This window comes from Actinomadura litoris (assembly GCF_009733595.1).
In the GTDB taxonomy this organism is placed as follows: Bacteria; Actinomycetota; Actinomycetes; order Streptosporangiales; family Streptosporangiaceae; genus Spirillospora; species Spirillospora litoris.
Genome location: NZ_WOFH01000007.1, coordinates 1 through 14934, shown reverse-complemented (window position 1 = coordinate 14934; position 14934 = coordinate 1). Strand labels below are relative to the sequence as shown.

Below are 14934 nucleotides of genomic sequence, written 5' to 3'. Positions count from 1 at the left end.
CGACAAGGAAGACCCACATGACCCAGCTCGCGGACGGCCCGGTCGGCCCCGGCCGGCTCGGATTCCTCGGCACCGGGCGGGGCAGGATCGTCCTGGCCCTGCTCTGCCTGGTCGCCTTCGTCGACCTCATCGACGCCTCCATCGTGAACGTCGCCCTGCCCGCGATGAAGGACGACCTCGACTTCTCCCAGCAGTCCCTCCAGTGGGTGCCGTCCGGCTACCTGCTCACCTACGGCGGGTTCATGCTGCTCGGCGGACGGTTCGCCGACCTGCTCGGCCGGCGCCGCGTCCTGGTGGCGGGCACCGCGCTGTTCGGGGTCGCCTCGGTCCTCGGCGGCCTCGCCCAGAACGAGCAGACGATGGTCGCCGCCCGGCTCGCCCAGGGGCTCGGCGCGGCGCTGATGTCGCCCGCCGCCCTGTCGGTGCTGACCACCGCCTTCGTCGGCCGGGACCGCTCCGCCGCCCTCGGCGTCTGGGGAGGCGTGGCCGGGGCCGCCTCGGCGATCGGCGTGCTGGCCGGCGGCGCCCTCACCGACGGCCCCGGCTGGCGCTGGGTGATGTGGGTGAACCCGCCCGCCGTCGCGGTCATCGTCGCCGGCGCGCTGTGGCTGCTCGCCGACGACCGGCGGAAGGCGGCCCCGCGCACCTTCGACCTGCCGGGCGCGGTCCTGGTCACCGGCGGCATGCTGCTGCTGGTGTACGCGCTGGTCGAGGCGCCCGAGAAGGGCTGGGACACCGCCCGGACGTGGACGTCGATCGCCGGGGCCCTGGTGCTCCTCGCGCTGTTCACGGCCAACGAGGCGCGGAGCCGGAACCCGCTGCTGCCACTGTCGATCTTCAAGATCAGGGGCCTGCCGGGCGCCGACGTCGCCCAGTTCGTGGCGATGGCCGGATTCATCGCGATGTTCTTCTTCCTCAGCCTCTACATGCAGCTGGTCCTCCACTACTCGCCGGTCAGGACGGGCCTGGCCTACCTGCCGCTCACCGTCGCCGTCGGCGCCGGATCGGGCCTCACCGCGGGGCTGATCCCGAGGGTCGGCACGCGCCCGCTCATCATCGCCGGGCTGCTGATCGGCGCGGCCGGCATGGGGCTGCTCGCGCGGTGCCCGGTGGAGGGGGGCTACGTCCGGGACCTGCTGCCGGGCCTGGTCGTCGTCGGCGTGGGCCTCGCGCTGGTGTTCGTCGCGGTCACCACGGCGGCCAACGCGGGGGTGCCCGCGGACCGGGCGGGCCTGGCCGCCGCGCTGATCAACGCCTCCAGCCAGGTCGGCGGGGCGCTCGGCCTGGCGGTCTTCTCGGCGATGGCCACCTCCCGCACCGACGACCTGCTCGCCGCCGGCGCCGCGCCGGCCGTCGCCCTCACCGAGGGCTTCCAGCGCGCCCTGCTCGGCGCGGCCGCCTTCATCGTCGCGGCGGCCGTGATCGCCCTGCGCGCCACCAACACCAGGGGCGAGCACCAGGAGGGGCACGATGCTCCAAGCCCCGCCGCCGCAGAGGGGGCCGAGCGCGCCTGAACCCGTTCCCCGCCTCGCCAAGGCTTCCGCACTCGCAACGGCGGCGATCATGGAACTGGACGATGGCCGGACCCGCCTGCGCGGGCGGGGCCGGCCACCGTCCCGGAGAGCGGGTTCGTCCAGCCTGGAGGGGCAGTTGATCGAGGAGCGGATTCTTCGCTACTACGAAGAGGGGGACGAGGACGGCCGGTTGGCGTCGGGGGCCGAGCGCCTGGAGCTGCTGCGCGTCCAGGACATCCTGCGCCGGGTGCTTCCGGGGGCGCCGCTGCGCGTCCTCGATGTGGGCGGCGGGCCCGGCGCGCACGCGCGGTGGCTGGCGGCCGACGGGCACACCGTCCATGTCGTCGATCCGGTGCCGAGGCACGTGCGGCGGGCCGGGGGGCACGCCGGGGTCACCGCCGCGCTCGGCGAGGCGCGGGCGTTGGACGAGCCGGACGCCTCCTACGACGCGGTCCTGCTGTTCGGCCCGCTCTACCACCTCGTCGAACGCGCCGACCGGCTGGCCGCGTGGCGGGAAGCGGTCCGCGTCGTGCGGCCCGGCGGCATCGTCGCCGCGACCGCGATCAACCGGTTCGCGTCCCTGCACGACGGGCTCAGGCGGGGCTTCCTGGCGCGTCCCGGGGTCCGCGAGGTGATCGAGACGACGCTCGCGGACGGCCGGCACCTGCCCGGCGACCGGGCCCCGTTCACCACCGCCTACCTGCACCACCCCGACGACCTGGCCGAGGAGGTCCACGCCTGCGGCCTCCACCTTCAGCATGTGTATCCGGTGGAGGGCGCCATGTGGCTCATCGAAGGGATCGAGTCGTGGATCGACGACCCCGACAAGCGGGAACTCCTGCTCTGGGGGCTGCGGAGCACCGAGCGGGAACCCGCGCTGCTCGGCGCGAGCCGGCACCTCCTCGCCGTCGCCCGCGCCGCCGGAGAGGGGGCGACGCCTCCCTGAGACGGCACCGCCGCACCACCCCGGCCCCCGCACACCCGACCCGAAAGGCGCACGCATGCCCGACAGCGTCATCATTGTGACCGGACCGCCAGGCGCGGGGAAGTCGACCCTCGCGGCGCGGGTCGCCCGCAGCCGCCCGAAGGCCGTCCATCTGCACACCGACGACTTCTGGCACTACATCGTGTCCGGGGGGATCGCGCCCTACGAACCGGAATCGCGCACGCAGAACGAGACGGTCATGGACGTCATCGCCGGAGCGGCGTTCCGCTACGCGGGCGGGGACTTCGCCACGATCGTCGACGGCGTCGTCGGGCCGTGGATGCTCGACCATTTCCACGAGCGGGCACGCCGGTCTCCGCCGGTCCCGGTCCACTACGTGGTGCTGCGCCCGCGGCGCGATGTCGCGCTCGCCCGCGCCCAGGCCCGCACCGCGCCCGGCGCGCTGGTGGACCGCCATCCGATCCTGACGATGTGGGACCAGTTCGCCGACCTCGGCGAGCTGGAGTCCCACGTGCTCGACACGTCCGCCGACGACATCACCGAGACCGAGCGGCGCGTCCGCGAAGCCATCGCCTCCGGAGCCTTCCAGCTCACCGGGGCCGGGTAGCCGGTCGCTTCGCCTGGGCGATGCGGGCCCTCGCCGTCCGTTGGGCGCTGCGGGGCCCCTGGTTCTGGTAGGCATGCCTGGTGGGTTCTTTGGTGGCGCGGGCCGGGGTGGCCGGGTTGGTCGTGCTGGCGTGCGGGTGTCAGGCGGACGGGCCGTCCGGTGGCGGCGGCGCGACGGCCGGGGGGAGTCCTCGGGTGACCGGTGAGAGTCCGAGCGCCGGGACCGCGAGCCCCCGGGCGCGGCCGCCCGCGGTGAAGGTTCCGGCGGGGGTCCGGGCGTCGTACGTCGTCTTCGACCGCAAGCTCGGACGGGTGGTCCTGCGGCGGGAGACCAGGAGGACGTACCGGTCGGCCTCGGTGGTGAAGATCCTGCTGGCGCTGGACTACATGCGCGAGCACCGGGTCTCGGCCGCGGACCGGGACCTGCTGGGGTCGATGCTGCGGTCCAGCGACGACAAGGCGGCCACCGAGTTCTGGCGGCGGGGCGGGCAGGCGGAGGTCATCCGGCGGATGGTCCCGAGGGCGGGGCTCACCGAGACGGCGCCGCCGCCCCGGGACAAGCCCGGGTTCTGGGGCTACACGGCGCTCAGCGCCGAGGACGTGCTGCGGACCTACCGGTACCTGCTGGAGAAGGCCCCGAAGCCGCACCGGGACTTCGTGGTCGCGCAGTTGCGGAAGTCCACCCCGTGCGGGACGGACGGGTTCGACCAGACGTTCGGGATCCCGAGCGCGCTGGAGCGGCCGTGGGCCGTCAAGCAGGGGTGGTCGGGCTTCGGGACGCTGCCTGCCGCGCCGTGCCGCGGGGGGAGCGTGCAGTCGGTGGCCGTGCCCGATCTTGGGCTCGGACGGCCCGTCCTGCACACGACGGGGATCGTGGGCGACAAGATCGTGGTCGTGCTGACGCTCCAGCCGGCGGGCTCCTCGTTCCGGGCGGCGTCGGCGCGGGTGACGGCGTTGACGCGGCAGGTCTACCGGGCTTCGGCGGGGTAGCCGGAGAGGGCGCGGAACGCGCGTTCCACGTCGTCGGGCGTGGTGCGCCAGTTGCTGAAGGCGGCGCGGAGGCCGGGGGCGCCCCAGAGGGTGGTGGGGGTGAAGAAAGCCTCGGGCAGGGCGTCGCGGATGATGTCGTCCGGGGCGCGCGTGTCGTGGGTGAAGCAGACGACGTTGAGCCGGACGGGGGCCAGCAGGCGCCAGCCGGGGGCCGCGGTCAGCAGCTCGCCGAGCCGGTGGGCCTGCGCGATCGACCGTTCGACGATCGCGCGGTGGCCCTCGCGGCCGTAGGCGCGGAGCGTGCACCAGGCGGCGAGGCCGCGCAGGCGGCGGGAGTTCTCCGGTGTCAGGTGCAGGGGGTCCTCGGAGGGCCCTCCGAGGTAGGCGGCGTTGTTGTGGAAGACGCGGTGCTGGAGGTCGCGGCGGCGGGAGAACTGGACGGCGGAGTCGTAGGGGACGTTCAGCCACTTGTGGAGGTCCACGCAGACGGAGTCGGCCTCGTCCAGGCCGGCGACGAGGTCCGCGTGGGCGGGGGAGAGGGCCGCGAACGCGCCGAACGCGGCGTCCACGTGGAGCCAGAAGGGGTGGCGCTCGCGCAGGGCGGCGATGGCGCGCAGGTCGTCGAAGTCGACGGTGTTCACGGTGCCGGCGCTCGCGACGACGATGGCGGGACGGCCGCCCAGGGCGGCGAGGGCCTCCTCCAGGGCGGCGACGTCGGCGGCCTCGCGTCCGGGCAGGGCGGGGACGATCCGCAGGTTCCGGCGGCCGATGCCCAGCATCGACAGCGCCTTGCGGACGCTGGAGTGCGGCTCGGCGGACAGGACCGTGATCTCGCCGAGCGCCGCGACGCCCTCGTCGGCGACCTGGACGCCCGCCCGCTCGCCCAGCCACTCGCGGGCGATCGCGAGACCCGTGGTGTTCGACATCGTCGCGCCCGACACGAACGCGCCGGTGTGGGACGGGAGGCCGAGCAGTTCGGCGAGCCAGCCGATCGCCTCCTCCTCCAGGTCGGGCGCGCTGGAGTCGAACCGGGTGGCCGGGTTCTGGTCCAGGACGGAGGTCAGCCAGTCCCCGGCGACCGAGGCGGGGGTGGCGCCGCCGGTGACGAACCCGAAGTAGCGCGGGCCCGCGCTGCCCGCGAAGCCGGGCTCCCAGCGGGAGGCGAACTCGGCGAGCGCTCCCTCCAGGCCGGCGGCCGGGGGCAGCGGCCGCGGCGGCGTGCGCGGCCCGGGCGGGACGGCGGCGGGGCGCCCGTCCAGCGTGGCGAGGAGGCGGGCGGCGTGGCCCGAGAGCAGTCCGGGGAGCCGCGCGAGGTCGTCGTGCATGGGGTTCACGCTAGGGACGCCGGGGCGCGCCTGTCGCCATCCAATCGAGGGAAGTGGACCGCTCCCGGGGGCCTGGGTGTGGCGGGGAGGTTTCGGGGAAGGTGCCCCTGAACCGGTCGTCTCCGGGCCGAACGGAAAACCGGGTTAAAGATCTGGCCTGCTGATGAAATGACAGCGAAGAGTCCTTCATCGGTGTATGTACCTTTTCTCCCGGGGTCATCGAACGCCGAATGGGGGACGCGGTGGCGGAAGCTGACGGCGGTGGGGCGCGGACGCCCGATCCCGCGGGGAGGCCCGCGGGGGCCGGTCCGTCCGGCGCGCACGCGGCCGTGCCCGACCTGGAGGACCTGCGGGGCGCCGCGCACGACCGCGCGGTCCTGGCGGAGGCGCGGGTGGTGCTGGCGCGGCGGCTGGGCGTCCCGCCGGGGGAGGCGCTGCAGCACCTGATCTGGCTGGCCCGCGACATGGACATGGAGCTGGCCGAGGCCGCGGCGCTGGTGGTCGGCGCACGCGACCGGGGAGGGGTGCCGGGTCCGGAGGGCGCCGCCCCGACCGGGCGGAAGGCGCCCCGGGCGAAGGGCGCCGACGAGCGGCGGGCCGTGGTGACGCAGGCCGAGGACGTGCTGCGGCGCGTCCGGACCGAGGACACCGCCGACGACGCGGAGATCATCGCCGGGCTGCCCGAGGACCCGGTGGCCAGGGCGTTCCTGGACGGCGCGCTCGACGGCGCGGCGCACCTGATCCCGGTCCGGGACTCCGGCGGACAGGTCGCCGACTTCCTCTACGCGGAGCTGAACGACCTCGCGCGGGACCTGTTCGGCCGGGGCGCGGAGGAGCTGGCGGGCCGCCGGCTGCTCCCGACCGAGCCGGGGATGGCGATGAGCGGGCTCTTCGACGCGTTCGTGGAGGTGGTGGAGACCGGGAGGCGTCTGGAGCGGGCGTCGATGACGTACTCGACCGCGCAGGGCGGGCTGTCGCGGACGTCCCGGATGAGCGTGCGGTGCGTGGCGGTGCCCACCGGCCTGTGCGTGAGCTGGCGCTACCACGACGACGCCGACCGGCAGGCGCGGCGGCTGGAGCGGGTCGAGCGGCTCGCGCTGCTCGGGTTCGGGGAGTGGGACCTCGCGACCGGCGACGCCGAGTGGACCCCGCAGATGCTCGCGAACTACGGCCTGCGCGCCGACCAGGTGCCGCCGATGCCCGACGACCTGCCGAAGGTCGTGATGGACGACGACCTCCCGCTGGTGGAGGAGGCCGTCCAGACGCTGTTCTCCCGCCGGGAGCCGGTGGAGGCCGAGCACCGCGTCGTCGGCCCGGACGGCGCGCCGAGGCACCTGTGGGTGTTCGCCGAGCCGGTGCTGGACGACTCCGGGCTGCCGGTCTCGATCAACATCGTCTCGCAGGACATCACGCGGCGGCGCGGGATCGAGCGGGCGCTGGCCGAGACCCGGCGGCAGATGCTGGAGCAGCAGGCCCAGACGGCGCAGGAGCGGCGGGTGGCGGTGACGCTGCGCCGGGCGATCCTGCCGGACGAGAGCGAGCTGGACGAGCTGCCGGGCCTGCGCGTCGACCTGCGCAGCCTGGCGGCCGAGAGCACCGCCCGCATCGGCGGGGACTGGTTCGCGACCCGGGCGATGCCCGACGGGCGGGCGCTGTTCGCGATCGGCGACGCGGCGGGGCACGGGCTCCCGGCCGCCGCCGCGATGGCCCGCACCCGCAACGGCCTGCTCGGGCTGGCGTGCACCGGGGAGCCCACGGGACGGCTCGTGGGCTGGCTGAACGAACTGGTCGGGCACATCCAGCCGCCCGCGACCGGCACCGCCGTCGTGGCCCACTTCGAGCCGCGCCGCCACGTCCTGGAGTGGACGTGCGCGGGCCACCCGCCGCCGATCCTCGTGCGGGGCGGGCTGGCGGCGCCGATGGAGGTCGTTCCGGACCCGATGCTGGGCGCGGTGCCCGACTGGGCCTACGGGACCGCCAGGATCCAGCTCAGGCCCGACGACCTGATCTTCCTCTACACCGACGGGCTGGTGGAGCGGCGGGACGCCGACCTGGACGAGCGGATCGAGCGGCTCACCGGCATCCTGGCGGAGTGCGCGTCCAGCCCCGAGCCGGTGCTGGACGAGGTCCTGGCGCGGATGGAGCACGACCGCGCCGCCGACGACACCACGCTGTTCGCCCTGCGCGTCGAGTGACCCAGGTCACTTCGTTCCCCGTGGCGTAACCCTGCGTGACGTAGGACTCATTCCGGGTTTTGTGCAGGCCCGGCGGACCCCTCGCCACGTCGAAGATGACCTTTTTTACCCGGGCGTTGCGTGCGGGGGTCAAGGTAAAGCCGGGACCGGCTCGGAAGCGCGGGATTCCACCGCCATAAGGGATCCGGGACCTCCTTGTGATCGCCGCCGGAGAACCCGGGAAAGATCGGGAAGACCCGGCGGGCCCCCGGCGTTGGGACTCCCTTGAGAGGGCTTTGATCAGGCAAGACTCTGTTTGGTGCCTGGTTTGCTTTTCTTGGGAAGGTTGGTACCTTCTACCGAAATCACCCAACGCGTTCCATGCGTTGTGGGCCGGACGCGCGAAGCGCGGACGGCGGTCGCGGAGCGGAACCCGCCCGCGGCGCGCGCCCGATGAAGGGCGCTCCTCAGATCAGTCACTGAGATACATCCGAAACGCATCGTGTTCCGCGGTGCGAGGCCGAGTCCGTGCCGGTCGTCCCAGACCGCACGGAGCCGGGGACCCAGGTTCCAGGGGTGAATCGGGGCGCTCCCAGAGCGCGCCGTAGGGCTCTTCCATGCCCGAATCCGTCAGCTAACCCGGTAGGCGCCATGGAAGACAAGGAGATCCCCTGCATGACCGGTCGTTTCGATCGACTTTCCATCGCCAGCCTGTCCAGCCTGTCCGCCGAGGACAGGGCCGTCGGTGTCGCCGTCGGCGCGGTCCTCGTCGGCGCCCTCGGGCTGGCCGTCTTCAACCCCCTCGCGAGCGACAGCGCCACCGCCGAGACCCCGGCCCGCGCCGCGTCGGTCGCGCACGTCGCGGGCGAGCCCGCGCACGCCGAGCGGTCCGCCCACAAGGCCGGTGCCCCGGCGCTCTCGCAGGCCGCCGAGGCCCGCCGCGAGGGCTTCAAGGTGCCGCCGCACCGCGTCAAGGCCAAGGAAGTCATCAAGATGGCCGAGTCGCAGGTGGGCATCCGCGAGGGCAAGGGCGGCAACACCAAGTTCCACAAGTGGTACATGTCCACCCCGCACGCGGCCGAGACCGCCAAGCGGGACGGCGGCGCCGTGCGCGAGTACAAGGGCGCGAGCTGGTGCAACATGTTCGTCTCGTGGGTCGGCGCGCAGGTCGGCGCCAAGGACATGGGCTGGGACGCCTACACCGTCCAGCACGCCACCTGGTTCAAGAAGGAGGGCCGCTGGGGCCAGAAGGCCAAGCCCGGCTCGGTCGTCTTCTTCGACTTCAAGAACGGCCGCAGCGGCGGCATCGACGGCATCGAGCACGTCGGGTTCGTCGTCAAGGACAACGGCAACGGCACGATCAGCACCGTCGAGGGCAACACCGGCGACGCGGTGAAGCAGAAGATCCGCAAGAAGTCGCAGGTCGTGGGCTACGGCTACCCCGACTACTCGGGCTGACCCACCCTCCCGCCCCCCACGCGGCGCGCAGGAACGCCGCTGGAGGCCGCACGGAAGCAGCCCGGCACCGCCGGGCGGCTTCCGGCATGCCCGGCCTCGCCCGGTGCTCCCGGTTTCGGGTAATGGGAATCATTGACGCCCTTTGATCGGTCTTGGACGTTCACGCGGCGTTCCTGGAAACACTCCCGGCTGACGAGGCAAGCCGGGGGAGGGGGGACCGCCCATGCGGGCGCGCCCGCGGGTCAGCGTGGTGGTGATCGCCTACAACGACGAGCGGCGGCTGCCGCGGGCGGTGGCCTCGGCGCTGGGGCAGTCGCTGGGCGGCGTCCAGACGGTGATCGTCGACGACGCGAGCACCGACGGGACGGGCCGGGTGGCCGACCGGCTGGCCGCCGCGCATCCCGGCCGGGTCGCCGCGGTGCACCTGCCGTCCAACTCCGGGGGCTGCGGCGGCCCGCGCAACGCCGGGATCGAGCGCTCCGACGGCCGCTACCTGATGTTCCTCGACAGCGACGACCTGCTGGACCGGCACGCCTGCCTCAACCTCGTCGCCGCCGCCGAGGACACCGGCGCCGACCTGGTCTCAGGGCTCTGCGAACGGATCTTCCTGGACGTCCCCGAGGGCGGCCCGGACCGCGTCCGCCCCTGGTTCCCCTGGCTCTACAGGCGCAGCGTCCTCTACGGGTCGCTGGGCGAGTACCCCAACCTCCTCTACGACACGCTCTCGACCAACAAGGTCTACCGCCGGGACTTCCTGGAGCGCGCCGGTCTGCGGTTCATCGAGCGGCTCCACTACGAGGACCTGCTGTTCACCGCCGAGGCCTACCTCGCGGCCGAGGGCACGGCCCTGATCCCGCACCGCGTCTACAGCTGGCTGGTCCAGGAGGGGGCGGCGGCGCCGTCGATCTCCAACCGGCGCGCCGAGACGGCCAGCCTCGCCGACCGGCTGGAGATCCACCGGCGCATCGACGCGCTGTTCGCGGGGCGCGGGGCGCACGAGCTGAAGCGGGCCAAGGACGTCAAGTTCGTCAACCACGACCTCCCCCTGCACCTGCGGGACCTGCGCGCCCGCGACCCCGCCCACCGCGCGCGCTTCCTCGACCTCGCCTCCGCCTACCTCGCCGAGCTGGACCCGCGGGCGTTCGAGACCGCCCAGACGCTGCCCGCGATCGCGGCGTTCCTGCTCCGCGAGGGCGACCACGAGGGCGCGCTGGCGGCCGCCGAGTACGACCGGGCGGAGCGTCCCGAGCTGCGCGTCCACCTGCGGGAGCGGGACGGGCGGATCTACTGGGGCGACCCCGCCGGGGATGCGCTGGCACGCCGCGTCCTTGACGTGACCGGCCTCCGCCTGCACAAGCGGTCCCTGAAGAAGCTGCGGCCCGCCAACACCGTGACCCGGCTTGAGATGCGGGACGGCCTGGCGCGCGTCGCCGGGACCGTGCTGAACCCGCTCGGCCGGATCCCGCCCGGCGCCGCGCTGACGGCCGCGCTGGAGTTCCGCGACCGGCGCCGCCCGTCCAGGACGGCGCGGACGCCCGCGCGCGTCGAGCACCGGGGCGACGTGCTGGCCTGGAGCGCCGAGTTCGACCCCGCGCGCCGGATCCGCCCGATCGGCCTCACCGACCCCGTCTGGGACGTGCGGCTCCGGGTGGGCACGGGACGCGGGGAGCTGGTCACCCGTCCCGGCGCCGGCCCCGGATCGCCGCCGCTGGACGGCGTCGCGTTCCCGGTGCGGCCCCGGCTGACGCGGTTCGCCGCCGACCGGCTCCTCTCCTACACCACCGCCGGCGGGCACCTGGCCTTCGCCCTCGACTCCGCCGGGACGCGGGGACGGCTCGCGCGGGCGATCGTGCTGGGCGCCGCCACCTCCCGCCCCGGACGCCTGGCCCGGAGATTCCTCGGGGCGGCGGCCACGCGCGGGACCGCCGCGCGGCGCCTTCCGGGAAGGAGCGGCCGTGGCCGGACGTGACGTCTTCATCATCTGCGACAACGTCGACGACATGGGCGGCCTCCAGCGCTGGGCGCACCTCATGGCCCGCCTCCTGGCCGGACGCGGCGACCGCGTCACGCTCGTCGGCGTCACCCGGGGCGCCGCGTCCCACCACCACGGCCGGGACGGCTCCTATGCCGTGGAGGTGCTGCACCGGCGGTGGCGCCCGCCCGCGTTCGCGTGGCGGCCCGCCACGGCGCGGGGGCGCCTGAACCCGGTGGCCTTCGGGCGCGAGCTGTGGCGCCGGGCGTCGCAGCGGCGCGGCGCCGCCCGGCTGACCGAGCTGTTCGCCGCCGCCCGGCCCGGCGCGATGGTGGTCGTCGCGCAGGTGTGGGCGATGGAGTGGGTCCGGCGGGCCGACACCTCGGGCCTGCGCGTCGTCGGGATGAGCCACGAGTCGTACGCGGCGAGCCGCCGCTCCTCCCGCTACCGCCGGGTCAGGGAGCACTTCGCCGGGGTGGACCGGCTGCTGGTCCTCACCGCCGAGGACGCCGACGCCTGGGCGCGCGACGGCATGACCAACGTCGACCACATCCCGAACCCGCTGCCGGTCGAGCCGCGCGCCCACCCGACGCTCGACCTGCCCGTCGTGGCCTGCGTGGGGCGCCTGTCCCACGAGAAGGGGATCGACCTGCTGCTGGAGGCGTGGGCGGAGGCGGTCGCGACCCGCCCAGGCTGGCGGCTGCACGTCTACGGCGGCGGCCCGCAGGAGGACGAGTTGCGCGCGCGGGCCGAGGACGCCGGGATCGCGGGCTCGGTCGAGTTCCGGGGGGTGGTCGCCGACGTGGAGGAGGCGCTGATCGAGGCGTCGGTCGTCGCGCTGCCGTCCCGGGACGAGGGGCTGCCCATGTCGCTGATGGAGGCGATGGCCTACGGGCTCCCCGCGGTCGCCTTCGACTGCGCGCCCGGGGTCCGCGTGCTGATCGAGGACGGCCAGTGCGGCCTGCTGGCCCCGCGCCGCGACACCGCCGCGTTCGCCACCGCGCTCGGCCGCCTGATGGACGACCCGGACCTGCGCCGGGCGCTCGGCGGCGCGGCCCGCGCGTCGGTCCGGCGGTTCCACCCGGAGGCGGTGCTCGCCCGCTGGGACCGGTTGTTCGGGCTCCTCGACGACGCCGCGCCCGTCCGCGAGGAGAGCCCCCCGCGGGAGGCGGGCCGGGGGACCGCTCCGGCCCCCGCCCTGGAGACCGACTCCCTCTAGCGGGCGGTCAGGCGGCGGTCACCGGGGGTTCCGCGGCCGCCGGGCCGTCGCGGCGCTCCGACCTGACCAGCGACGCGTACCGCTCGACCTCGCCCGCGGCGTCCTCGGCGCTCCAGCCCAGATGCGGCGCGAGCAGCCCCGCGACGTGCGCCGCCGCCTCCAGACCGCCGTCCCGCTCCTCGATCAGGACGCGGAGGCGGCGGGCGAGGACGTCGTCCAGGTGCAGCGCGCCCTCGTGGGTCACCGCGTGGACGGCCTCGGCGCACAGGTAGTCCTCCGCGCCGGGGAGGGGGGCGCCGAGCGCCGGGTCACCGGCGATCAGGTCCAGGACGTCGTGGACGCACGACCCGTACCGGCGCAGCAGGTGCTCGACCCGCGCGACGTGCAGCCCCGACCCGGCGGCGATCCGGCGGCGGTCGTTCCACAGCACCTCGAAGCCGACCGCGCCGAGGACCGGCAGCCGCTCGGTCACCGAGGCGGGCACCGGCTCCTCCAGGCCCTCGACGACCGCGTCCACCGCGTCCCGCGCCATCACCCGGTAGGTCGTGAACTTGCCGCCCGCGACCACGACCATGCCCGGGACCGGCTCGGCGACCGCGTGCTCGCGGGACATGCGGGCCGTGTCGCCCTCCTCGGCCGACAGCAGCGGGCGCAGCCCCGCGTACACGCCCTCGATGTCCTCGCGGGTCAGCGGCGTGCGCAGCACCGCGTTGGCCTGGTCGAGGATGTAGCCGATGTCGGTGTGGTCGGCGACGGGCGCGTCGGGCGCGTCGTCCCACGGGGTGTCGGTCGTCCCGACGAGCCAGTGCCGCCCCCACGGGATCACGAACAGGACGCTCCGCTCCGTCCGCGTGACCAGGCCCGTGTCCATCGGGATCCGGTCGCGCGGCACGATCAGGTGCGCGCCCTTGGACGCCTGCACGCCGATCCGCGCCCGCCGCCCGGTCATGGCCTGCGCGTCGTCCGTCCACACCCCGGTCGCGCAGACGACCCGGCGCGCCCGGACGGCGATCTCCCGCCCGCCCTCCAGGTCCAGGACGCGCGCCCCGGTCACCCGCTCGCTCTCCCGCAGGAAGCCCGTCACCCTGGCGTGGGTCGCGATCCGGGCGCCGTAGTGCGCGGCCGTCCGGGCGACCATCATCGTGTAGCGCGCGTCGTCCACCTGGGCGTCGTGGTACTGGATCGCGCCGACCACCACGTCCGAGCGCAGCGCCGGGGCCTCCCGCAGGGCGCCGCGACGGGTCAGGTGGCGGTGCCGGGGGAGCGCCCCGGCGCCGCCCATCGTGTCGTACAGCGTGACGCCCGCGCTGACGTAGGCCCGCTCCCACATCCGGTGCCGCAGCGGATACAGGAACCGGACCGGGCGCACCAGGTGCGGCGCGAGCCGCAGCAGCAGGCCGCGCTCCCGCAGCGCCTCCCTGACCAGCCCGAACTCGCGCCGCTCCAGGTAGCGCAGCCCGCCGTGGATGAGCTTGCTGGAGCGGCCCGAGGTCCCGGACGCGAAGTCGCGCGCCTCCACCAGGGCCACGGACAGGCCCCGGGAGACCGCGTCCAGGGCGACGCCCGTGCCGGTGATGCCGCCGCCGACCACCAGGACGTCGAACTCCGTCCCGGCGAGGTCGCGGAGGGTGTCCTCGCGGTACTGCGGTCCGAGCGCTACGGATCTCACTGCATGCTCCCGATGAGAGGGGCGGCCGCGTCAGTCGACGTCGACCCAGTCGAGGGTGCGGCCGACGGCCTTCTTCCAGCCCGTGTAGCCGTGTTGGCGTTGGGTGTCGGTCCAGGTGGGTTGCCAGTGTTTGTCTTGGTTCCAGTTGGTGCGGAGTTCGTCGGTGGTGCTCCAGAAGCCGGTGGCCAGTCCGGCGGCGTAGGCGGCGCCCAGGGCGGTGGTCTCGGCGACGACGGGGCGGGAGACCGGGACGCCCAGGATGTCGGCTTGGAGTTGCATGCACAGTTCGTTGGCGGTGACGCCGCCATCGACCTTGAGGACGTCCAGGTGGACGCCGGAGTCGCGGGCCATGGCCTCCACCACGTCGCGGGTCTGGTAGCAGATGGCCTCCAGGGTGGCGCGGGCCAGGTGGGCGTTGGTGTTGTAGCGCGAGAGCCCGACGATGGCGCCGCGGGCGTCCGAGCGCCAGTAGGGGGCGAACAGTCCGGAGAAGGCGGGCACGAAGTACACCCCGCCGTTGTCGGTGACCTGGCGGGCCAGGTCCTCGCTCTGGGCGGCGCCGGAGATGATCCCGAGCTGGTCGCGCAGCCACTGCACCGCCGACCCCGTCACCGCGATCGACCCCTCCAACGCATAGACGGGCCGCTCCCGCCCGAACTGGTAGCAGACGGTGGTGAGCAGGCCGCTGTCGGAGCGCACCAACTCCTCTCCGGTATTGAGGAGGAGGAAGTTGCCGGTGCCGTAGGTGTTCTTGGCCTCGCCGGGCGCGAAGCACACCTGCCCGACGGTGGCGGCCTGCTGGTCGCCGAGCGCGGCGGTGAGTGCGACCTCACCTCCCAGCGGCCCGTCCTTGCGCGTGACTCCGTAGGGGTCGGGGGCGGAGGAGGGTTTGATGGTGGGGAGCATCGCGCGGGGAATACCGAAGAACGACAGCAGTTCCTCGTCCCACTTCAGGGTCTCCAGGTCCATCAGCATGGTGCGGCTGGCGTTGGTGGGGTCGGTGACGTGGACCCCGCCGTCGGTGCCGCCGGTCAGGTTCCACAGCACCCAGGTGTCGATGG

The 14934-nt window shown here is 74.3% G+C and carries 11 protein-coding genes and 1 riboswitch; of the genes, 8 read left to right on the top strand and 3 right to left on the bottom strand.

The window, feature by feature from the left end:
- The first annotated feature begins 17 nt into the window (after positions 1-17).
- From GNZ18_RS20550 to GNZ18_RS20535, 4 genes are all read left to right on the top strand, one after another.
- Entirely contained in the window at positions 18-1514 is a 1497-nt protein-coding gene (locus GNZ18_RS20550) for an MFS transporter (RefSeq protein ID WP_156218169.1), read from the top strand.
- Positions 1515-1563: 49 nt separating this feature from the next.
- Entirely contained in the window at positions 1564-2460 is an 897-nt protein-coding gene (locus GNZ18_RS20545) for a class I SAM-dependent methyltransferase (RefSeq protein ID WP_156218168.1), read from the top strand.
- Between the two features lie 55 nt (positions 2461-2515).
- Positions 2516-3067, top strand: a complete 552-nt coding sequence (locus tag GNZ18_RS20540; protein ID WP_156218167.1) for an AAA family ATPase — start codon at positions 2516-2518, stop codon at positions 3065-3067.
- A gap of 194 nt (positions 3068-3261) precedes the next feature.
- Positions 3262-4056 (top strand): hypothetical protein, encoded by a 795-nt coding sequence (locus GNZ18_RS20535; RefSeq protein WP_308166068.1) that lies wholly within the window; start codon positions 3262-3264, stop codon positions 4054-4056.
- Here the strand turns inward: GNZ18_RS20535 and GNZ18_RS20530 are convergent.
- Positions 4035-5381, bottom strand: coding sequence for a pyridoxal phosphate-dependent decarboxylase family protein (locus tag GNZ18_RS20530; RefSeq protein WP_156218166.1), 1347 nt, complete (start codon positions 5379-5381; stop codon positions 4035-4037). The genes GNZ18_RS20535 and GNZ18_RS20530 overlap by 22 nt on opposite strands.
- 242 nt (positions 5382-5623) lie before the next feature.
- On the opposite strand from GNZ18_RS20530, the gene GNZ18_RS20525 reads away from it, so the two are divergent.
- The 4 genes from GNZ18_RS20525 (at position 5624) to GNZ18_RS20510 (ending at position 12204) form a co-directional block, all read left to right on the top strand.
- Positions 5624-7576, top strand: coding sequence for a SpoIIE family protein phosphatase (locus GNZ18_RS20525; protein ID WP_312874644.1), 1953 nt, complete (start codon positions 5624-5626; stop codon positions 7574-7576).
- Between the two features lie 498 nt (positions 7577-8074).
- A riboswitch (cyclic di-AMP (ydaO/yuaA leader) is annotated at positions 8075-8219 on the top strand.
- A gap of 11 nt (positions 8220-8230) precedes the next feature.
- Positions 8231-9013, top strand: coding sequence for a CHAP domain-containing protein (locus GNZ18_RS20520; RefSeq protein WP_156218164.1), 783 nt, complete (start codon positions 8231-8233; stop codon positions 9011-9013).
- 223 nt (positions 9014-9236) lie between these two features.
- Positions 9237-10982, top strand: a complete 1746-nt coding sequence (locus GNZ18_RS20515) for a glycosyltransferase family 2 protein (RefSeq protein ID WP_156218163.1) — start codon at positions 9237-9239, stop codon at positions 10980-10982.
- A complete protein-coding gene (locus GNZ18_RS20510) occupies positions 10969-12204 on the top strand; it encodes a glycosyltransferase (RefSeq protein WP_312874643.1) in 1236 nt (411 codons plus the stop codon). Before GNZ18_RS20515 ends, GNZ18_RS20510 begins: the two co-directional genes overlap by 14 nt.
- 7 nt (positions 12205-12211) lie before the next feature.
- On the opposite strand, the gene GNZ18_RS20505 is transcribed toward GNZ18_RS20510, so the two are convergent.
- Both GNZ18_RS20505 and glpK read right to left on the bottom strand, forming a co-directional pair.
- Positions 12212-13873 carry a glycerol-3-phosphate dehydrogenase/oxidase gene (locus tag GNZ18_RS20505; protein WP_312874642.1) on the bottom strand — a complete coding sequence of 554 codons (1662 nt, stop codon included), beginning with the start codon at positions 13871-13873 and terminating at the stop codon, positions 12212-12214.
- A gap of 30 nt (positions 13874-13903) precedes the next feature.
- Positions 13904-14934, bottom strand: a 1031-nt coding sequence (gene glpK, locus GNZ18_RS20500) for a glycerol kinase GlpK (protein ID WP_156218162.1), incomplete at its 5' end; no start/stop codon positions are given.

Excerpts from the sequence above, each read along its gene's own strand:
- GNZ18_RS20550 (WP_156218169.1), top strand. The coding sequence starts at position 18 with ATGACCCAGCTCGCGGACGGCCCGGTCGGCCCCGGCCGGCTCGGATTC.
- GNZ18_RS20545 (WP_156218168.1), top strand. The coding sequence starts at position 1,564 with ATGGAACTGGACGATGGCCGGACCCGCCTGCGCGGGCGGGGCCGGCCA.
- GNZ18_RS20540 (WP_156218167.1), top strand. The coding sequence starts at position 2,516 with ATGCCCGACAGCGTCATCATTGTGACCGGACCGCCAGGCGCGGGGAAG.
- GNZ18_RS20530 (WP_156218166.1), bottom strand. The coding sequence starts at position 5,381 with ATGCACGACGACCTCGCGCGGCTCCCCGGACTGCTCTCGGGCCACGCC.
- GNZ18_RS20520 (WP_156218164.1), top strand. The coding sequence starts at position 8,231 with ATGACCGGTCGTTTCGATCGACTTTCCATCGCCAGCCTGTCCAGCCTG.
- GNZ18_RS20515 (WP_156218163.1), top strand. The coding sequence starts at position 9,237 with ATGCGGGCGCGCCCGCGGGTCAGCGTGGTGGTGATCGCCTACAACGAC.